The organism is Flavonifractor sp. An306, from assembly GCF_002159455.1.
Classification (GTDB): Bacteria; Bacillota; Clostridia; order Oscillospirales; family Oscillospiraceae; genus Flavonifractor.
In genome coordinates this window covers 1-17,876 of record NZ_NFIQ01000017.1, presented here as the reverse complement: position 1 = coordinate 17,876, position 17,876 = coordinate 1, and the positions used below count along the sequence as shown (strand labels likewise).

The 17,876-nt window shown below is 62.0% G+C and carries 20 protein-coding genes and 1 riboswitch; of the genes, 6 read left to right on the top strand and 14 right to left on the bottom strand.

Going from position 1 to position 17,876, the window contains the following annotated elements; translation table 11 throughout:
- Positions 1 to 61: 61 nt before the first annotated feature.
- Positions 62 to 349, bottom strand: coding sequence for a cysteine-rich small domain-containing protein (locus tag B5F88_RS05990; RefSeq protein WP_087342908.1), 288 nt, complete (start codon positions 347 to 349; stop codon positions 62 to 64).
- Positions 350 to 813: 464 nt separating this feature from the next.
- On the opposite strand from B5F88_RS05990, the gene B5F88_RS05985 reads away from it, so the two are divergent.
- From B5F88_RS05985 to B5F88_RS05975, 3 genes are read left to right on the top strand one after another with little or no spacing between them, the layout of a single operon-like run.
- Entirely contained in the window at positions 814 to 1,740 is a 927-nt protein-coding gene (locus B5F88_RS05985) for a reverse transcriptase family protein (protein WP_087343006.1), read from the top strand.
- 33 nt (positions 1,741 to 1,773) lie between these two features.
- Positions 1,774 to 2,268: a hypothetical protein gene (locus tag B5F88_RS05980; protein WP_087342906.1), complete on the top strand. Its 495-nt coding sequence runs from the start codon at positions 1,774 to 1,776 to the stop codon at positions 2,266 to 2,268.
- Positions 2,269 to 2,272: 4 nt separating this feature from the next.
- On the top strand, positions 2,273 to 2,884 hold the full coding sequence (locus tag B5F88_RS05975) for a hypothetical protein (RefSeq protein ID WP_087342903.1): 612 nt from the start codon (positions 2,273 to 2,275) through the stop codon (positions 2,882 to 2,884).
- Positions 2,885 to 2,916: 32 nt separating this feature from the next.
- On the opposite strand, the gene B5F88_RS05970 is transcribed toward B5F88_RS05975, so the two are convergent.
- From B5F88_RS05970 to B5F88_RS05950, 5 genes are read right to left on the bottom strand one after another with little or no spacing between them, the layout of a single operon-like run.
- A complete protein-coding gene (locus B5F88_RS05970; protein ID WP_087342900.1) occupies positions 2,917 to 3,693 on the bottom strand; it encodes an ATP-binding cassette domain-containing protein in 777 nt (258 codons plus the stop codon).
- Complete coding sequence (locus tag B5F88_RS05965) at positions 3,680 to 4,612, bottom strand: ABC transporter ATP-binding protein (protein WP_087342897.1); 933 nt, start codon at positions 4,610 to 4,612, stop codon at positions 3,680 to 3,682. The genes B5F88_RS05970 and B5F88_RS05965 overlap by 14 nt, the downstream gene beginning before the upstream one ends.
- 14 nt (positions 4,613 to 4,626) lie before the next feature.
- On the bottom strand, positions 4,627 to 5,451 hold the full coding sequence (locus B5F88_RS05960) for an ABC transporter permease (protein WP_087342894.1): 825 nt from the start codon (positions 5,449 to 5,451) through the stop codon (positions 4,627 to 4,629).
- 2 nt (positions 5,452 to 5,453) lie between these two features.
- Complete coding sequence (locus B5F88_RS05955) at positions 5,454 to 6,398, bottom strand: ABC transporter permease (protein ID WP_140402064.1); 945 nt, start codon at positions 6,396 to 6,398, stop codon at positions 5,454 to 5,456.
- Positions 6,399 to 6,456: 58 nt separating this feature from the next.
- Positions 6,457 to 8,064: an ABC transporter substrate-binding protein gene (locus B5F88_RS05950; RefSeq protein ID WP_162612118.1), complete on the bottom strand. Its 1,608-nt coding sequence runs from the start codon at positions 8,062 to 8,064 to the stop codon at positions 6,457 to 6,459.
- A gap of 189 nt (positions 8,065 to 8,253) precedes the next feature.
- Positions 8,254 to 8,508: riboswitch (cobalamin riboswitch) on the bottom strand.
- Positions 8,509 to 8,688: 180 nt separating this feature from the next.
- On the opposite strand from B5F88_RS05950, the gene B5F88_RS05945 reads away from it, so the two are divergent.
- Entirely contained in the window at positions 8,689 to 9,513 is an 825-nt protein-coding gene (locus B5F88_RS05945; protein ID WP_087342885.1) for an AraC family transcriptional regulator, read from the top strand.
- A gap of 24 nt (positions 9,514 to 9,537) precedes the next feature.
- Here the strand turns inward: B5F88_RS05945 and B5F88_RS05940 are convergent, their stop codons facing one another.
- Positions 9,538 to 10,677, bottom strand: a complete 1,140-nt coding sequence (locus B5F88_RS05940) for a transglutaminase domain-containing protein (protein ID WP_162612117.1) — start codon at positions 10,675 to 10,677, stop codon at positions 9,538 to 9,540.
- A gap of 202 nt (positions 10,678 to 10,879) precedes the next feature.
- Between B5F88_RS05940 and B5F88_RS05935 the strand changes: the two genes are divergently transcribed.
- Complete coding sequence (locus B5F88_RS05935) at positions 10,880 to 11,251, top strand: DsrE family protein (RefSeq protein WP_087342879.1); 372 nt, start codon at positions 10,880 to 10,882, stop codon at positions 11,249 to 11,251.
- A gap of 264 nt (positions 11,252 to 11,515) precedes the next feature.
- Positions 11,516 to 12,667, top strand: coding sequence for an MFS transporter (locus B5F88_RS05930; RefSeq protein ID WP_087342876.1), 1,152 nt, complete (start codon positions 11,516 to 11,518; stop codon positions 12,665 to 12,667).
- On the opposite strand, the gene B5F88_RS05925 is transcribed toward B5F88_RS05930, so the two are convergent.
- From B5F88_RS05925 to B5F88_RS21325, 7 genes are all read right to left on the bottom strand, one after another.
- The gene (locus B5F88_RS05925; protein WP_087343004.1) at positions 12,662 to 13,918 is read right to left on the bottom strand and encodes an MATE family efflux transporter; all 1,257 of its coding nucleotides are present in this window, start codon (positions 13,916 to 13,918) and stop codon (positions 12,662 to 12,664) included. The two genes, B5F88_RS05930 and B5F88_RS05925, sit on opposite strands and share 6 nt — an antisense overlap.
- A 278-nt stretch (positions 13,919 to 14,196) precedes the next feature.
- A complete protein-coding gene (locus B5F88_RS05920; protein ID WP_087342873.1) occupies positions 14,197 to 14,802 on the bottom strand; it encodes a molybdenum cofactor guanylyltransferase in 606 nt (201 codons plus the stop codon).
- Positions 14,803 to 14,832: 30 nt separating this feature from the next.
- On the bottom strand, positions 14,833 to 15,783 hold the full coding sequence (locus B5F88_RS05915; protein ID WP_087342871.1) for a molybdopterin-binding protein: 951 nt from the start codon (positions 15,781 to 15,783) through the stop codon (positions 14,833 to 14,835).
- A gap of 47 nt (positions 15,784 to 15,830) precedes the next feature.
- Positions 15,831 to 16,265 carry an MOSC domain-containing protein gene (locus tag B5F88_RS05910; RefSeq protein ID WP_087342868.1) on the bottom strand — a complete coding sequence of 145 codons (435 nt, stop codon included), beginning with the start codon at positions 16,263 to 16,265 and terminating at the stop codon, positions 15,831 to 15,833.
- A 5-nt stretch (positions 16,266 to 16,270) separates the two neighbouring features.
- Positions 16,271 to 17,245 (bottom strand): GTP 3',8-cyclase MoaA, encoded by a 975-nt coding sequence (moaA, locus tag B5F88_RS05905; protein WP_087342866.1) that lies wholly within the window; start codon positions 17,243 to 17,245, stop codon positions 16,271 to 16,273.
- Entirely contained in the window at positions 17,229 to 17,741 is a 513-nt protein-coding gene (gene mobB, locus B5F88_RS05900) for a molybdopterin-guanine dinucleotide biosynthesis protein B (RefSeq protein ID WP_162612116.1), read from the bottom strand. Before mobB ends, moaA begins: the two co-directional genes overlap by 17 nt.
- A partial coding sequence (locus B5F88_RS21325; RefSeq protein ID WP_087342860.1) for a cyclic pyranopterin monophosphate synthase MoaC occupies positions 17,734 to 17,876 on the bottom strand: 143 nt, incomplete at its 5' end. The genes mobB and B5F88_RS21325, both read right to left, overlap by 8 nt.

The window sequence follows — 17,876 nt, the reverse complement described above, 5'->3', positions numbered from 1 at the left end:
ACATATAAAAGAAAGGAGCCTGCCGCAATGCTGCGGCAGGCTCCTTTGTCCTGCTGTTCTGTCAGGGCGTATTCTTCGGTCTGCGGGCCAGCTCCATAATCTCAGGATACTTCCCGATCACATAGTCATAGCTGTTCCTTCTGTGGGGCAGCAGGCATTGGCTGCAGTCCTTGATCCCGTTTTCCAGATACTTAAAGTTCCCCCCGCACTTGTCCCCCAGCGCGTACAGGGGGCAATAGCAGAACAGGCAGTTAAAGTCCTCCGGGTGCTCCGTCCGGTGGCAGGGAAAATACTCGCACTGCCGGTGGGAGAAAAAGCGGTACTGCTCCGGTTGCTTTTTTTCTTCCATTTCAAGGGCTCCTTTCTCCCGTCCCAGAGGGCACACAGGCAGGAGACCGCCTCTGTCCCCCCGCGGCACGCCCCATGGTCAGGTTTGTCATCTTTGATTATAACACATTCCCCCCGGCATATGGTATTCCAAACCTGCTGACTTTACCCGGATATCTGTTTTTGCGCTCCCGTTGTTTTCCGGAATATCTGCGGGGGCCCGGCTTGACACCCCTCTCCCAGTTGTTATAATGGGGGTATGGTTCACGCGCTGTATGCCGGTCCTTCAGGGCAGCAGGCTCTGACCTCAATTGGTCCCCGGCCGCGAGTCGCCGCCGGGCTGCAAAAGCTTGTCGTATTCGCTGCGCTCCAGCGAACCATCCAGCGGTATAACCGCACACCAAGGTGTGCTGGAAGATACCGCCGGACGGTTCCCCATACACATTGGTGCTGTCCGGCCGGCCAAACAAAAGGGGGGAGATTTTTTTGATTGTCTATCGGGAACTCTCCTCCCTTGCGCGGGACCTGGGGGTAGACGCAAGGCTTCTGTACGCCGTCAGCAACTCCCTGGACCGGCACTATCACCAGGTCTGTCTCCCCAAAAAGGACGGCGGCGTCCGGACCCTCTCCATTCCCGACCAGCTGCTCAAAACCATTCAGCGGCGCATCACCCAGGTACTTTTGGTCCACATGCCGGTTTCTCCCTACGCCACCGCCTACCGCTATGGCGGGAGCGCCTGGCGCAACGCCGCCCCCCATGTGGGACAGCCCGCCCTGCTAAAGCTGGACATCCGGCACTTTTTTGACAGCATTCTGTACGCCACGGTAAAAGAGCGGGCGTTTCCCCCGGAAATTTACGCCGAACCCCTGCGGATCCTGCTGACCATGCTCTGCTATTACCGCCAGTCTCTCCCCCAGGGCGCTCCCAGCTCGCCCGCCATCACAAACATCATTCTGTCCGGCTTTGATCAGGAGGTGGGGGCCTGGTGCGCCGGCAAGGGGATCCGGTATACCCGCTACTGCGACGACATGACCTTTTCGGGGCTCTTTTCCCCCGAGGAAGTGACCGCCTTTGCAGAGGCCCGGCTGCGGCCGTTCGGCCTCTTCCTCAACGGGAGAAAGACCCGGTTTATTCCGGCGGGGCGGCGGCAGGTGGTGACCGGCCTTGTGGTGAATGAAACCGTGGGCGTGCCCGCCCACTATCTGCGCACCCTGCGGCAGGAGCTCTATTACTGCCGTAAGTTCGGCGTATCCGGCCACATGGCCCGTCTGGGGGTCCCGGAGCCGGAGGCTCGCTATCTGGCAAGGCTGCTGGGCAAGGTAAACTATGTGCTGCAGGTCACGCCGGGAAAGCGGGAATTTCAGCAGGCACGCGCCTGGCTGCTCCAGGCCCTGGCCCACTGTGAAGGATAGAAAAACAGGCCCAGCGGCAAGGAGGAACGAAATATGGCGCGCTACCACAGAAAAACTGAGACCACCACCTATGACCTGACCGTGCCCATAGGGGCCGCCTCCCTGGGCCGGCGCCTGGGAGAGGCGGGAACCAACTGGAGCCGCATCGGGCTGGATGTATTGATCCGGGCCGCCCTTGTGGTCTTTGCCACAGTCCTGCTCTGGCGGAAGGGCGAGCTTGCCTCCAGTACGCCGTTTGTGCTGGGGGCGGTTATCTGCATCTATGCCCTCCTGATCCTGTTTCCCCTGCGGCATTGCCGGGACCATATGGAGTTTCATGAGAACGGGATTGTCTACCGGGGCAAGCCCTATCTGTTCCAGACGCCCAGGGCCCAGTGGAGCCGGGTCAGCGGGACGGGACACTTTCTGTCTGTCACATATCTCTACCTGGATGGGATGGAAAAACAGCTCAATGTAAGCTGCGTCCGTGACGCCCAGGAGATCTTTACCCGCCTCTACATCAGCGGCGGGGAGCGGCGGGGGGCCTGAGGCCATGAAGCCGGAATACATCCTGATGGCCGTCACCTTTGCCGGGCTGTTTCTGGCCGCGGTGATCTCCCAGCAGGTCAAGCAAAGAAAGGGGCGGGGCGGCGGGGATCTGGCCCGCCTGCGGGACATCGCGGCAAAGCAGCTGGACGACAGCGGCCGCTACACCATCGCCTACGCCTGCTGCAGCCAGGTCAAGCTGTCCGTGGGCCGGCCTGTTACCACCACCTATTTCAGCTACATCGTTGCCTTCCGCCCCGGAACGCTGTTTGTGATCCCGCTGCAATTTTCCGGGCGGGAGATTGTCTCTCACCCCGGCTTTCGTCTGGACCGGGAGAATGTGGGAGCGGTGCGGACCGATAAGGCGGGCCGGGTCACCTTTTGCGCCACGGACGGCACAGAGCTATGTACCCTGTCCGTGTCCGCCAGCAACACGGCGGACGGCCCGTTTCAGCCGCTGAATATCCAGCAGGCGGACGAGGCGGAGCAGTTCCAGTCCTTCCTCCGGCAGTTTACCGCCCAGATTCCGACCGAAATATCCCGGCGGGACGGAGTTCCCCCAATATCCCAGCCAAAGCGCTACCCGCAGCAGGAGACGGAGCGGCGGCGCACGCTTTGACAGGGCATTCGGCGTGCCGCCGCTTTGACGATTTAATCCCGCATGTAGGCAAAGCTGTGGATCAGCTGCCTGGTGTAGGGGTAGGACGGGGCCTGGAACACCGCTTCCGTCCTCCCCTGCTCCAGCAATTTTCCCTGTCGCATGACGCCGATGCGGTGGCTGCTGCGCTCGATCAGATCCAGATCGTGGGAAATCAGCAGGTAGGATACGCCGGTGCGGGCCTGAATCTGGCGAAGCAGCTCCATAATCTGGGCCTGAACGGATACGTCCAGCATGGAGGTTGGCTCGTCCAGGACGATAAACTCCGGCTCCAGCAGCATGATGCGGGCCAGCACAATGCGCTGGATCTGACCGCCGCTGACCTGACTGGCCCGGCGCTCCAGCAGCTCCGGCTGGATGCCGTAGGCGCTGATATGCGCCCGGATCCGGTCGTCCATATGGTCCCGCCCAGGCAAATCGTGGAGCAAAAAGGGCTCCCGCAGGCTCTCCAGCACGGTCATACGGGGGTTGAGGGAGGTGTCCGGGTGCTGGAACAGCATTTGAATCCGCCGCCGGTAGGGGCGCAGCTCTTTCCGCGAAAGGCGCAGCAGGTCCCGGCCGTCCCAGAGCACCTGTCCGGAGGTGGCGGGCAGCAGGCGGGTCACCATCCGCCCCAGCGTGGACTTCCCGCAGCCGGACTCTCCCACCAGGCCGTAGGTCTCGCCGGGTCCGATGGTCAGGCAGACGTCGTCCACCGCCCGGTACCCGCCCCTCCCCAGGCGACCCGACGGAAACACCTTGGAGAGATGCCGCAGTTCAAGTACAGCCATGACAGGCTACCCTCCCTTCTCCCAGACAGAGCTCCCCCGGCTCCTCCAAGCGGCACCGTTCCTGGGCGTGGGGGCACCGGGGATGGAACACGCAGCCGGCGGGCTGGTGGGTAAAGGCCGGAGAAAAGCCGGCCATGGGCCGCATACCCAGATGGGGCAGCGAGGCGATGAGCCCCTGGGTATAGGGATGCCGGGGGTGCTCAAAGAGCTCCCGGGCGGTATTGGTCTCCAGTACCCTGCCGCAGTACATGACCACAATGCGGTCGCAGAACTTCCGGGCCAGCAGCAGGTCGTGGGTGATCACCAGAAAACCGGCCCGGTATTGCTCCCGCACCGTGCGGAAGGTGTCGTAAACCTGATTGCGCACCACCGCGTCCAGCCCCTTGGTGGGCTCGTCGGCAATGAGCCACCGGGGGCGGGCCGCCACGGCGATGGCGGTGAGGGCCCGCTGGCACATCCCGCCCGACAGCTCAAAGGGATAGGACCGGGCCACCCGTTCCGGGTCGGAAAAGGCCATGCTACTCAGCAGCTCCAGGGTGTGAGCCCGGCGCTGGGCCCGATTCTCCCCCCGCAGACGGAACACCTCCTCGATCTGGCGCCCCACCCGGAGGCTGGGATTGAGGGAGGTGGCTGGATTCTGCGCCACCAGGGCGATGTCCCGCCCCCGCACCTGGCACAGCTCCCGCTGGGAGAGGGCGGTCAGCTCCCGCTTGCCCAGGAAAATCTGCCCGGAAACTGCGGCGTTGGACTGGAGCAGGCCCAGAATGGACAGCCCCAGCACCGATTTCCCGCTGCCGGTCTCCCCGATGATCCCTGTAACGGTATCGGGCGAGAAGGTGAGGCTGACGTGGTTGACCGCCGGAATTTCCCCGGAGGGGGTGGAAAAACGGACGCAGAGGTCCTGAATCTTCAGTTCCATGCCGTTCCCCCCTTTCACAGCATCCGGGCGCTGCCGTCGTCATGGTCCAGGCGGTCCCGCAGGCAATCGGCAATGAGGTGAATACTCAAACAGAACAGGGTCAGGCAGGCCGCCGGAGCCAGCAGCACCGGGGCGTACCGGAGATAGTAGAGCTTGGCGTCGTTGATCATGATACCCCAGTCCGCCGCCGGCGCCCGCAGGCCCAGGCCCAGGTAGCTCATGGCCGCCACGGTGAGCACGGTGGAGCCGATGCGGGTGGCGATGAGCACCAGCAGGGGCAGCAGGATGTTGGGCAGAATGTGGCGGCGGATGATGTAGACGCTCCCCGCCCCCATGGCCCGGGCCCCTTCAATATAGTGCAGCTCCCGCACCTCCAGCACCTGATTGCGCACAATGCGGGAGAAGCCCGCCCAGGAGCTGACCACAATGGCGATCAGCAGGCTGCGCAGCCCGGGGCCCAGAAGGCCCAGCACGGCCACCACAAAGGCAGTGCTGGGGATCCCCTGAAAGATGTGGACCACAGCCTGGATGAGCTGGTCGGGCCAGCCCCCCAGATAGCCGGAGATCAGGCCGATGGTCATGCCCACCATCAGGGTGCAGCCCGTGGCAAAGAAGGCGATGAACACAGAGGAGCGGCTGCCGTAGATCAGCCGGCTGAGCAGATCCCGGCCCAGATGGTCGGTGCCCAGCCAGTGCTCCGGCGAGGGGCCGGCCAGGCTGTTGGCCATATCGACCTGATTGGGGTCCCAGGGCGCGATGAGGGGGGCGGCCAGCCCCGCCAGCAGGAAAAGGCCCAGTACCGCCAGGGCGAGGTAACATACCACCTGTTTTCGTTTCATCCTCAGCCCTCCAGTCGGATCCTGGGATTCAGCCAGGCGCAGAGCAGGTCGGCCAGCAGGCAGGTCAGCACGAAGGCAAAGCCGGTAAAGAGCACATAGCCCTGGATGGCGATATAATCCCGGTTGTTGATGGCGGCAAGGGCATAGCTGCCGATGCCGGGGACGGAAAAGACGCTCTCCGTGATCATGGAGCCCCCCAGCAGGCCGCCGAAGGTGTTGGCCACATAGCTCACCGAAGGGGTCAGCGCGTTGCGCAGCCCGTGGCGGAGGATGATCTGGCTCCGCCGCAGGCCCTTGGCCTGAGCGGTGAGGATATAGTTCTTGCTCATCTCCCCCAGAAGGGAGGAGCGGAGCAGCCGGATCACCACGCAGGCCGAGCCGATGGAGACCGCCAGGCAGGGCATGACAAAGCTGGCCAGACTCTCCGCTCCGCTGGTGGGCAGGATGTGGAGTTTCTGGGCCAGCAGCCAGATGAGAAAATAGGCCATGCAGAAGCCGGGCACCGACATCAGCAGGACCAGGAGCACCCGCCCCAGCAGATCCAGAAAGCTGTCCCGGAACAGGGCCAGCAGCAGGCCGCCGGCCAGACCGGCCATGGCGATGACCGCCAGCGCCAGCACGCTGAGCAGCAGCGTATTGGGCAGCAGGCGGAGCAGCTCCCCCAGCACCGGCTTGTCGTCTATGAGGGACTGGCCCAGGTCTCCCCGGACCACCCCGGCCATCCACCGGCCGTACTGGACCAGAACAGGGTCGTCCAGCCCCAGCTCCTCCCGCAGCGCCTGGATCTCCGCTTCTGTTGGGATGTAATCCGGGTCCGCGCTGGCCCGGTTGGTGGCCGGATCCCCCCGTGCGATGAGCCCCAGGCCAAAGGCCAGGAAGGTGATGCCCACCAGGATGGGAACCGTCCACAGCAGCTTCTTGATGGTGTACAACAACGTCTGACGCAAGCAACCGCCTCCTCGACAGCAGGCCGCGCCAAAGCATGGCTTTGGCGCGGCTTGTTTCTCACTCCACGTTGACCCAGGCCAGGTGGCTCAGGTCCAGATGATCGCTGAAATCCTCGTAACCGGTGATCTGCTGCTGATTGTAGATCAGGTTGCTGGTGTCGTAAAACAGGGGGATCACCGGCAGCTCGGTGTTGGCAATCTCCTGGAGCTCCACGGCCAGCTCGTGGAAACGTTCGTCGTCCAGGGTGGTGCTCATTTCGGCCAGCAGCTCATCCGCCTTGGAATTGTGGTAGGCCAGGTGCTGGGACTGATTGTAGGAGCCGTCGCTGCTCATGTACAGATTCAGGAAGTGGTAGGCGTTGAGATTGGACATGCCGTGGGTCATGAAATTGGCCCCCAGCTCCCCCGCCTTGGACATCTCGGAATAGGTGGAGGAGTCGATGATATTTACCGTGGCGTCAATGCCGATCTGGGCCAGCTGGGACTGGATGTATTCCATCATCTCCTTGTAGGGGCCCCGGTCCAGGTAGAGAGAGCGGGTGTACATATCCAGCGTGATGCGCTCCTCCCCCAGCACCTCCCGGGCCAGCTCCTTGGCCCGGTCCATATCGTATTCCACCGGCAGCTCCACCCAGTCGGGACACATGCGGTTGAGCAGGTTCTGGGTGGGCTTGGCGTAGCCGCCCCAAAGCTGATCCACGATAAGCTGCCGGTCAATGGCCAGGCTCACCGCCTGGCGCAGCCGCACGTCGGAAAAGGGCGTACCCTCCCCCTTGAGCAGCATGAAGTGGGTGATGTTGGAGGTCTGCACCGCCATGGCGAAGCGGTCGTCCTTCAGCAGCTCGTCCCCCAGCGCGGCGGGCATGGCCCCCAGGTCCAGCACACCCATGACCTCCTCGCTGTCCAGGGCGGCGTACCGGGTCTGGGGGTCGGTGATGATGCGCACCCGGATCTGTTTGGTTTTGGCCGGCTCCCCCCAGTAGCCGTCAAAGGCGGTGATATCCACGTACTCGTCCTCCACCACCTTCTGGATCATGTAGGGCCCGGTGCCCACGGGCTGCTCCACAAAATAGCCGGTCTCCGTATCCCAGGAGCCGGGGTAGAAGATGCAGCTGGCGGTGTCCTTCATGTTGAACAGCAGCCGGGGAATGGGGTCGGTGAAGCTGACCTTCACGGTGTAATCGTCCACCTTTTCGCAGCCGATGAGGCCGGGGTAAAGCTCGTTCACCTTGAAGGTGGTGTACTGGGAATAGCCGCTTTCCATCAGCTTGTAGCGGTTGAAGTTCTCCACCACCACGTCGGCGTTGAAGTCCTCCCCATTCTGGAACTTGACCCCCTGCCGGAGGTAAAAGGTCCACACGGTGGCGTCCTCATTGCGTTCCCAGTCCTCCGCCAGCACCCCCATGGGGTTGCCCTGCTCATCCACGGAGATCAGGGGCTCCCACGCGCCCAGCAGCTTGTGGGAGAAGTAGACGTCCTCCAGGCCGGGGGCCAGTGTGCGGGCACCCGCCAGCACCAGCTGGTCCTCAGCGGTGTGGACGGCGGCGGATTCTGTCTGGACAGGGTCCGCCCCAGGCGACTGGGCGGAATCGGGGCTGCCGCAGGCCGCCAGGGACAGGGCCAGCGCCGCGCCGGTCAGAAGGGCAAACAGTCGTTTCAATCTCATCCTCATTCTCCTTTTCCTGGTCTGAGCTTACGCTCCAACACCCGCAAAGCAAGTTGCTCCGCCCTCTGATATGGGAAACAAAAAAGCGGACGCTCCTCGCGTCCGCTTTCTGGCTGTTTCCCATAAGCAAAAGGCCGCGCATCACACCGCGCGCCCTCTGGCTGGCATATTTGTCGGAGGCCCGCCCATCGACGGGGGCAGTCTCCCAGTAGGTCTTCTGACTGACGTGTCCCGGCGGCCACAGCCGCCCTTGCCCGTTCATCGCCTTCCCAGCCCTTCCCTCCGGGCCAGTGACCTGCTTTCGCAGAAAATGAACGCGCTCCACGATCACAGCTACGGAGCTTCCGCCGAAACCACGGCGGCAGTCCATGTCCAGGATTCTCACCTGATTCCCTTGTTCAGCAACAAGGATGCGTGTCCGGTCCCAGGACCGGGTCGCGCATGCGCCACAAAGCCGGAGCCCATATTCAGTTGCAGGTTTCTGTCCTGGATTATAGCACACTCCCGCTCCCATATGTTGTTCCAAACTTGCTGACTTTGCCCGGATATCAGATTCCTCTTCCACATGGGGCGTCTTTTTTGATATAGTACAAAAAGAGCGGACGTGTTGGAGGAAGGACAGCTATGGATCACAGCAGCAGCATGGAGCGCATCCTGGCCTATATTGACAGCCACCTGGATGACAATTTGACCGTGGAACAGCTGGCAAGATACTCTGATTACTCCTTTTATCATTTCTGCCACGCCTTTTCCAGCTACACCGGCATACCGGCGGCCACCTATCTGCGCCGCAGGCGCATGGAGCGGGCGGCAAAGGATCTGCTGGCCGGACGCAAGAGCGCCGATGTGGCCGCCGCCCGGGGGTTTGATACCTCCTCCGGCTTTGCCAAGGCTTTCCGCAGGCACTACGGCCTCTCCCCCACCCAGTACCGGCGGGAGATGGGGGACGCCCGGTTCTGCGTAACGCCCTCCATCCGTCCAATGGGGCCCTTTACCGCCGTGGGCTACCGTCTGGCGCCGCCCAGCGGGGAGTTCGACGTGCTGGATGCGGGAGCTTACTGGATGGGCAAGGCCTTCTCCTTTGTCAGCAAAGACGATTACCGGCGGCTGGCGGGACCCAGCCCCATGGAGATCGGCGCCTGGATCCAGCCCGACCGGGAGACCGGCGCGTTTTTCTATTTCTTTGGGCCCGTGGTGGAGCATACCGACTTTATTCCCCAGGGCCTGGTGCCGGTCTCATTTGAGGCGGCGGAGTATGCGGTATTCCCCGTCCCTGCCGGCAACGGGAACATGACCCTCCTCAACGAAAACGTCCGCCGTATGTGGAAGTACATTTTTCAGGAATGGCTGCCGGAAAACGGCCGCTACCGGGCCGCCTGCGGCAGAGTGGACTTTGAATGCTACCAGGGCGGAGAAACCTCGATCTGCATTCCGGTCCTTCCACTTTGACTGCCGGACCTGCGGTTTGCCCTGTCATTTTTTTGTATCCGTCAGGGCATGGAGCAGTTCCTCCTGCCCCTGGCCCCACTGGTGGTTCTGGGTCATTTCCGCTTCTGTGCACGCAAAATACCGCCACTGTTCCTCGTCCGTGATGCCAGCATCCCAGGTGGTGTCAAAGTACCGGTACTCCTCCCCCATCAGGGCGCAGTTCCACATATGCTCCTCTCCGGCGCCCGTGCCGGTGACATTCCAGCAGGGAATCCCGGCCTCCTGGCAGAGCATACGGAAGGCCCAGGAAAACCCGCCGCAGATGGCGGTTCCCTCCGCCAGCGGACCGTATGCGGTCCGGGACCCGAAGGGCATGGCGCCGGGGTCCTGATAATAGCGGTAATCATAGGCTGTGTGCTCTACAATATAGCCATATATGGCCCGCAGCTTTTCCTCATCGTCCATATCATCGGTCAGGAGCTGCTCCGCCACGGTACGGGCCATATCTTTTACTTCCCCGATCCGCTCCACGCTCTGCTCCAGCGTTTCAAACTCCCCGGAAGCGGCAAGGATGGCGGTGGCATCGTTGTTAAGGGTATCAACCACATAGCCATAGCCCGCCTGCTGCAAAACCCGCTGCATATCGTCCACCAGCAGCTCCGGATTGCGGATGACAATGGGGATCTCCTCCTGCCCCAGGCGGTCATCCGCAGCCTCCGCCAGGTCGGCCAGGCTGTGGATCTCCACCGCGCCCTCCGGAATGCCGTCCGGATAGCCCAATTTGTAGGGCATATACTGAATGCTGCAGATCGTACCCTCCGGCCCCTCCGCACACTCCAGCTGATACGCATATTTCAACTCGGGCCGCCGGCTCAGAACCTGATTGGAGGCATTCTGCAGGAGGATGGACCGGTCCTGAAGGGTCAGCTCCTCATCCGAAAAGGCAAATGTCAATTGGGGGACCAGCCCCTCATAGGCCTGCTCCAGAACCGGCTCCGCGTCCGCCTGGGTGGCAACCGGATAGATCCCGTCCATTGGGTTGGCCGGAGTGGGCGAAGGGGTCTCCTCCGGCAGGGCGCTCTCCGTCGGCGCGCTTACGTCAGGGGTTTCCGCCGGCTGCTGGGCACAGCCGCACATACTCAGCAGCAGGACAATCACACAGAGCATGGAACTTCTTCCAGGCACAAAAATCCCTCCCATAAGGTCTGTTCGTTTTATGATAGCACAGAAGCGGGGAACGCCGCAACAAGCTTCCTCCACCGGGTCTCCCTTTTTCAGCAGGCGCCTGCCTGGCGCGTGTCTCCTGATTCCTTTGTAACTATATCACAGAACCGCGGAGATTTCTGTGGTATCTTGTGTAAAAACAAACGAAAGGAGACCGTAGGTCATGAAGCAAACTGATTTTGTCGTCACTCTGTTCGAGGGAAAAGAAAATCCGGAAAACCTGACCGTCGCGGCAGTGATGGCTCTGAACGCGTTGAAGCAGGGACATTCCGCCACCATGATTCTGATGGTGAAGGCCGTGGCTCTGGGGCAGCCCGATGCGGCCAAGGGCGTGGATATCGGCGCTCCCTTCCCCGAGGTGGGCGGACAGCTGGAGGAGTTTTTGGAGCTGGGCGGGCAGGTGTGCATCTGCAACGCCTGCATGATCCACAACGGATTCCAGCCGGAGCAGATGGACCCCCGCTACGTCCTGATCAACGCGCCGGACGTGGTGACTCTGCTGATGGGCGCCAAGGGCTCCCTGCAGATTACCTGAAGCCCTGCGGTCGGCCCGACGTGCTCCAAACGCCGCAAAAGTCCTGGAAAGACCATGCCCGAAGGCGTCTTTCCAGGGCTTTTCCTTTGTTGAAATAGAAACCCTCGTATGATATACTGACACAAAGTTCAGAAAGGGAGCGCAGGATATCCTATGAATCGTCCGATCTGACAGCAGGCACAGCATAACAGGAATGCTTAAGCTTTCAGACGCCGCAGAGCCGGCGTCTGTTTGTTGTGCCCGCTATTCAGAAAGGACTTTTTTATGCGAAAAAACCGATACCTTCTCTACGCCATTGCGCTGCTGCAGGGCATGGTGTTTTACGGCCCCATTGCCACCCTGTACCGCCAGGCTCAGGGGGTTACCATTCTGCAAATCACCCTTATCGAAAGCATCTCTCTGGCCCTGGGTATTCTGCTGGAGGTTCCATGGGGCATCATTGCCGACCGCATCGGCTACCGCAGGACCATGATCTTCTGTTCCGGGCTGTATTTCCTCTCCAAGCTTGTCTTTTGGCAGGCGGATGGGTTTGCCGGTTTTCTGCTGGAGCGGATCATGCTCAGCGTCGTCCTGGCCGGTTTTTCCGGTGTGGACTCCAGCATTCTGTATCTGTCCTGCCAGGGGCAGGACAGCCAGAAGGCCTTTGGCATGTATCACAGTATGAGCATGGCGGGTCTCCTGGCGGCCGCCGGCACATTCTCCCTGTTGATACAGGACAATTACTCTCTGGCCGGGCTTCTCACAGTCGTCAGCTATGGTCTGGCCGCTCTGCTGTCCCTGGGTCTGACGGAAGTGAAGGAGACCACGGTGGAAACGGCCCGGCCAGAGCCCATCCGCGCCACTCTGCAAAGCACCCTCCGCAACCGGACCTTCCTGCTGTTTCTGGCGGGAGTGGCCCTCTTATCGGAGTGCCACCAAACCATTACCGTCTTTCTGAATCAGCTCCAATATGCCCGCTGCGGCATGAACAGCACCGCCATGGGGGTCTTGTATATAACGGCCACCCTCCTGGGACTGCTGGGGGTGTACTCCGCCGCTCTGACCGGCCGGCTGGGAACCAGGCGAGCCTGCTGTCTGTTTTGCGGCCTTGCCGCCGCCGCCTGCCTGGTGCTGGCCATGACCGCCCGGCCGCTCCCGTCTGTCGTGGGGATCCTGACCCTGCGGCTTACCAACACCCTGTTTCAGCCCTTTCAGTGGGAGATACAAAACCGGCAGCTCCAAACGGAAAACCGCGCCACCGCCCTCAGCGTCCACTCCATGCTCATCAGCTGCATCGCCATCGGCACCAACCTGAGCTTCGGGGCCCTGTCGGACTGGAACCTACCGGCAGCCTTTTTCTTCGGCGGAGGCATCTGCGTGGTGAGCCTGATGTGCTTTCTCATCTGGCACCGGAGGGATGTCCGGGCGGCGTCATAAGGCCGGCGCCGCCGAGCATCCGGGCTGCAGGGCGCGAAAGGCGAGCACGCACAATATAATTTGTACCACGGAGGAAATGGGCGTCCCCAGCCCGATGTGAAACAGGGTGGCATTGTCCAGGTGGCTCATGAGAAACACCACCGGAATTCTGACGCAAAATGCCCCCACCACTCCCTGTACCATCACAAAGGCGGTTCTGCCGCAGCCATTAAAGTATCCCACAAAGCAGAACAGGATCGCGGTCAGCAGGCAATCAATGGCATATGCCTTGAGGTATGTATGGGCGTTGGCAATGACCAGCGGTTCATTGGAGAAGAGCCCGGCCAGAAACGAGCCGCCGAAAAAGGCCAGCGTACCCATCACGGCCCCGGCTGCCAGAGCGGTCCTTATCCCATAAAACAGCGCCTGTCTGGAGCGCTCCCATTGTCCCGCCCCATTATTCTGTGCCACAAAGGCAGAGATGGACTGCATGTAGGCCGAGGCAACCAGCATCAGGAACACACATACCTTTTCCGCCACTCCCACTGCCGCGGACTGGACCACGCCCATGGTGTTGACCACCACCTGAATAAACAGGAAGGAAAACTGCACCAGCAGCTCCTGCAGCGCAATGGGAATTCCGATCCGCAGAATCCGCCTGATGCAGGTGGGTTCCAACCGGATGTCCCGCAGCGAAAAGTCAAAGGGCAGCTTTTTCCTGCGGATCAGGAGCAGGGAGCATACCACGCTGACCGCCTGCGCGCTCACCGTGGCGATGGCGGCGCCCGCGGCCCCCATGTGAAAGACGGCCACCAGAAGCAGGTCCCCCAGAATATTGATCACGCACGCAATGGCCACGGTGACCAGCGGGGTTTTGGAATCGCCGATCCCCCGGAAAACCGCCCCAATGACATTGTAGGCGGTGATAAAGACGGTACCGATGCCGCAGATGCGCACATAATGGCTGGTCTGCGCAAAGGCCTGGGCAGGCGCATGCATCCACACCGCCAGCCGGTCGCTGAAGGGGACCACAACAGCGGTCACCAGGAGGGCCACCACGGCAAAAACAGCAATGCCGCAGCCCACCCCCTGGCCGGCTTGCCGCCGCTTTCCGGAGCCGATTGCCTCTCCCACAAACACGGTAACCCCCATGGTCAACCCGGTCATAACCATCGTGACCATGTTGAACAGCTGACTTCCGGAGGCCACCCCGGACTGCTCGTTGGTTCCGGCAAATCGCCCGACAATGATCAGATCGGCGGCGCCGTACATGGCCTGCAAAAAAGGGCCAGCAGCACCGGAACGGCAAAGGAAATCAATGTGCGCAGGATATTCCCCTGAACCAGGTTTTGTTGCGTTCTCTTGCCCATAACACCGCACCTCGTCATTCTGTTCATCCTTTTCCCGGTTAAAAAAAGAGCTGGATAAGAGAACGGGAATTTCACCCGTCATCTTATCCAGCTCGCAACTTCTCCGGTTGCTCACCCTCCGATGAACGTAGGGATTATAACAGAGGCCGTCTGTTTTTGTCAATATCCAGTTCCGTGCCGTCAATCAGACAGTCTGAACATGGTCTGCCCCGCTTCCCAATCCTCCGGGGTATTGGCATTGAAAAGGCTCCGCGCCAGCTTTTCCCGGGGGAACTGGTCCTCAGGAACTTTTTGCACCCTGACATAGGGCAGCAGCCCCCGGTAGAAGGAGCGCTCCCCCCTGTCCAGCGCGGCGGTGACGGCAGGCAGGCACTTGCGGGAGTAGAAGGAAAACAGGGGCTCCACGCCTCTGCTCCTGCGCTGGATCAGACAGACATCCGCCTCCCCCATGCGCCCGGAAAGGGCTCGGGCCAGCTCCGGATTTCCAAAGGGCAAATCCACAGCCGTGAGAAAATAACGCTCGGCGGGTACGGTATTCATAACGGTCTCCAGGGCAGCCAGCGGCCCCGCCTCAGGCCGGGCATCCTCTACCATCCGCACCTGTTCCAGCCCCAGATGGGCAAACCGCTCCCTGGTATCCACCGAGAGAACCAGCCCGTCAAACACATCCCGCCAGCGTTCCGCCAGCATGGCCACCAGGGGGGTCCCGTTAACCGGCAGCATCGCCTTGTCCCGGCCCATGCGGCTGGATTTTCCGCCCGCCAAAATGACAGCAACCGTTTTCATCGCAAACTCTCTCCCTGCATCTCTACCAAACTATTTTCCAAAGGGGCAGATGGGGTAATGGCACTCCGGACAGCCCAGGCACAGCCCGCCGTGGCCCAGGGCCTTCAGATCGGCCCGGCTGACCCGTACTCCGGCGGCGAGCCGGGGGAGCATCAGGTCGAACACGGTGGCCTTGGCATACATGACGCAGCCGGGCAGGCCCAGGATAGGGGTGCCGTCGGCGAAGTAGCCCAGCAGGAACATGGCCCCCGGCAGCACCGGAGCGCCGTAGGACACGATCTCCGCCCCGGTGTCCCTGATGGCTCCGGGGGTGCGGTCGTCGGGGTCCACGCTCATGCCGCCGGTACACAGCACCAGATCCACGCCCTTTTCCTGGAACTCCAGGGCGGCGGCGGTGATGGCCGCCCTGTCATCCCCCGGCAGACAGTGGTGGGTGACCTCCATGCCATAGGCGGCCAGTTTCCGGATGATGACGGGGGTAAAGCTGTCCGGAATCAGGCCCTTGGCCACTTCGCTGCCGGTGGTGATCAGGCCGCAGGTCTTTAATTTCCAGGGGGTGAGGGAGAGAATAGGGGTGGCACCCGCCCGGTCCTCCACCGCCTTCAGCTTGTCCTCGGCGATGACCAGGGGGATGATCCGGGTGCCCGCCAGCTTGTCCCCCTTGTGAACGGCGGTGTTGGTGTGGCGGGTGGCAATCATGATCTCATCCTCGCCATTGATGGCGTTGAGCCGTTCCACATCCACCTGGAACAGGCCGTCGCAGTCGGCGATGAGCTCGATCTTGCCCTCCTTCACCGGCGTGGGGTGCATGTGCTCGTTCTGGCACAGGACCCGCAGCCGCTGGGCCGCCTCGTCCTCGTGGAGCATGCCGCTCTGCTTTTCCCACACGTACAGGTGCTCCTTGCCCATGGAGAGCAGCACGGGGATATCCTCTTCCGTCACCACGTGGCCCACGGCCTGTTTGGTATCAAGCAGCTTCATCTTACCTTCATCCTTTACGCTTCTGTGGCCTTTGGAGGGGGGCATACCTATTCCCCCACAACGGTGAGCTCGTCCCCCGCCGAGATGGTACCACCATGGAGCACCTTGGTAAATACCCCTTCCCGGGGCATGATGCAGTCCCCCATCACCTTGTAAATTTCACAGTGGGCATGGCACTGCTTGCCCACCTGGGTCAGCTCCAGCACCACGTCGTTGCACCGGAATTTCGTCCCGATGGGCAGGGTTTTGAAATCGTACCCCTCCACCACCAGATTTTCGCCAAAAGCCCCGTCGTCCACCACGGCCCCTCTGGCCCGGAAGGCCTCCACCTGCTCGTGGGACAGCAGGGACACCTGCCGGTGCCACTTGCCCCCGTGGGCGTCCCCCTGGATCCCCCAGTCCTCCACGAACTGGGCGGAGCCCACGTTTTTCTTCTGGGTGCCCTTCTGCTCGCTGACGCAGACGGCAATTACCTTTCCCATAGGGGTCAACCTCCAATCTGATACATGCTCCGCCGCTCGTCCTCCGCCGTGCCGGAGGCGGAAAAATGATGGCAGGCGGGCTTGGCGAAGATGGCCTGCTCCATGGCGGCCCGGAGGGTATGTTTATCCGCCCCGCTGTCCAGCAGGGCTTTCAGGTTTATCCCGCTATCATACTGGAGGCAGGTTTTGAGCAATCCGGCGGCGGTGAGCCGCACCCGGTTGCAGTCCTCACAGAACTGGTGGCTGACCGCACTGATGAAGCCCACCCGGCCGGTAAAGCCGGGAAAGGTCACATAGCGGCCCGGTCCGCTGCCTCCACCCTGCCCGCAGGGACCGGCGGGGCCGAACGCCTGCTCCAGCACAGCCAGCACCTCCCCCTGGGTACGCCGGGGCAGGGTGTCCCCCAGGCCGATGGGCATGAGCTCGATAAAGCGCACATCCACCTTCCGCCCACGGGCCAGGGCGGCCAGAGGGACCAGCTGGCTGTCATTTTCCCCCATGGGCACGCAGTTGCGCTTGACCCTCAGGCCCGGCTGCGCCAGGGCCGCTTCCAGGCCCTCCAGGGCCTGGGGCAGCAGATCCCGCCGGGTAATGGCGGCGTACTGGGCCCGATCCAGGGTGTCCAGGCTGATGTTTACCCCATCCAGTCCCGCTTTGCACAGGGCGGGCAGCTGCTCCGCCAGCAGTACGCCGTTGGTGGTCAGGGTAACGGTGCGGATATTGGGGATGGCCTTCAGCGCCCACACCAGCCGGTCCAGCCCCTTCCGCACCAGGGGCTCCCCGCCAGTGAGACGCACCGTGTCAATCCCCAGCCCGGCGGCCAGGCGCACCAGCCGGACGATCTGTTCATAGGAGAGGATGGCATCGTGCTCCATCCACTGCACCCCATCCGCCGGCATACAGTACCGGCAGCGCAGGTCACACCGGTCGGTGACCGATACCCGCAGGTAGTGAATATTCCGTCTATATTGGTCCAGCATGATGATGCCTCTCCTCTCTGTATCGTATCAGCACGCCCGCCGCCTTTGCCGCATCCCCCAGGGGCAGGGTGGGGATGCCGGGCAGGGACAGCTCCAAGTCGGTAACCAGGGCCAGCAGGGTGGCCGGGTCGGACACCGGCGCCTGGGAAATTTCACCCCGCACTACCTCCAGCTTGGGCCAGGGGGTGTACTTCAAGCCCTCCAGCAGGATCAGGTCGGCCTCCGGGAATTGGGCAATCAAAAACTCCTCCGTCACCGGCTGTCTTTTGACCACTTTAAACTTTTCCCCGTCAAAGATGGCAGTACCCGTCGCCCCGGCGGCCATGAACCGGCCGGTGTCGGTGCCTGGCGGGTCGGGGTCGAAGCAGTGGCCGTCGTGCTTGATCACCGCCACACGGAGCCCCGCCTCCGCCAGCAGAGGGAGCATGGCCTCAATAAGGGTGGTCTTGCCGGAGTTCTTCACCCCGGAGACGGCGATCACCAGGGGCTTACCCACGGTCGTACACCCCCGACTTGCCGCCCTCCTTGTGGACCAGGCGGATCTCCCCCAGCTCCATGCCCTTGTCGATGGCCTTGCACATGTCATAGATGGTGAGCAGGGCCACGGACACCCCGGTGAGGGCCTCCATCT

What these genes read in the sequence shown, in the direction of transcription:
- B5F88_RS05990 (WP_087342908.1), bottom strand. Translation starts at nt 349, where the DNA reads ATGGAAGAAAAAAAGCAACCGGAGCAGTACCGCTTTTTCTCCCACCGG.
- B5F88_RS05980 (WP_087342906.1), top strand. Translation starts at nt 1,774, where the DNA reads ATGGCGCGCTACCACAGAAAAACTGAGACCACCACCTATGACCTGACC.
- B5F88_RS05975 (WP_087342903.1), top strand. Translation starts at nt 2,273, where the DNA reads ATGAAGCCGGAATACATCCTGATGGCCGTCACCTTTGCCGGGCTGTTT.
- B5F88_RS05970 (WP_087342900.1), bottom strand. Translation starts at nt 3,693, where the DNA reads ATGGCTGTACTTGAACTGCGGCATCTCTCCAAGGTGTTTCCGTCGGGT.
- B5F88_RS05965 (WP_087342897.1), bottom strand. Translation starts at nt 4,612, where the DNA reads ATGGAACTGAAGATTCAGGACCTCTGCGTCCGTTTTTCCACCCCCTCC.
- B5F88_RS05960 (WP_087342894.1), bottom strand. Translation starts at nt 5,451, where the DNA reads ATGAAACGAAAACAGGTGGTATGTTACCTCGCCCTGGCGGTACTGGGC.
- B5F88_RS05950 (WP_162612118.1), bottom strand. Translation starts at nt 8,064, where the DNA reads ATGAGATTGAAACGACTGTTTGCCCTTCTGACCGGCGCGGCGCTGGCC.
- B5F88_RS05945 (WP_087342885.1), top strand. Translation starts at nt 8,689, where the DNA reads ATGGATCACAGCAGCAGCATGGAGCGCATCCTGGCCTATATTGACAGC.
- B5F88_RS05935 (WP_087342879.1), top strand. Translation starts at nt 10,880, where the DNA reads ATGAAGCAAACTGATTTTGTCGTCACTCTGTTCGAGGGAAAAGAAAAT.
- B5F88_RS05930 (WP_087342876.1), top strand. Translation starts at nt 11,516, where the DNA reads ATGCGAAAAAACCGATACCTTCTCTACGCCATTGCGCTGCTGCAGGGC.
- B5F88_RS05925 (WP_087343004.1), bottom strand. Translation starts at nt 13,918, where the DNA reads ATGTACGGCGCCGCCGATCTGATCATTGTCGGGCGATTTGCCGGAACC.
- B5F88_RS05920 (WP_087342873.1), bottom strand. Translation starts at nt 14,802, where the DNA reads ATGAAAACGGTTGCTGTCATTTTGGCGGGCGGAAAATCCAGCCGCATG.
- B5F88_RS05915 (WP_087342871.1), bottom strand. Translation starts at nt 15,783, where the DNA reads ATGAAGCTGCTTGATACCAAACAGGCCGTGGGCCACGTGGTGACGGAA.
- B5F88_RS05910 (WP_087342868.1), bottom strand. Translation starts at nt 16,265, where the DNA reads ATGGGAAAGGTAATTGCCGTCTGCGTCAGCGAGCAGAAGGGCACCCAG.
- moaA (WP_087342866.1), bottom strand. Translation starts at nt 17,245, where the DNA reads ATGCTGGACCAATATAGACGGAATATTCACTACCTGCGGGTATCGGTC.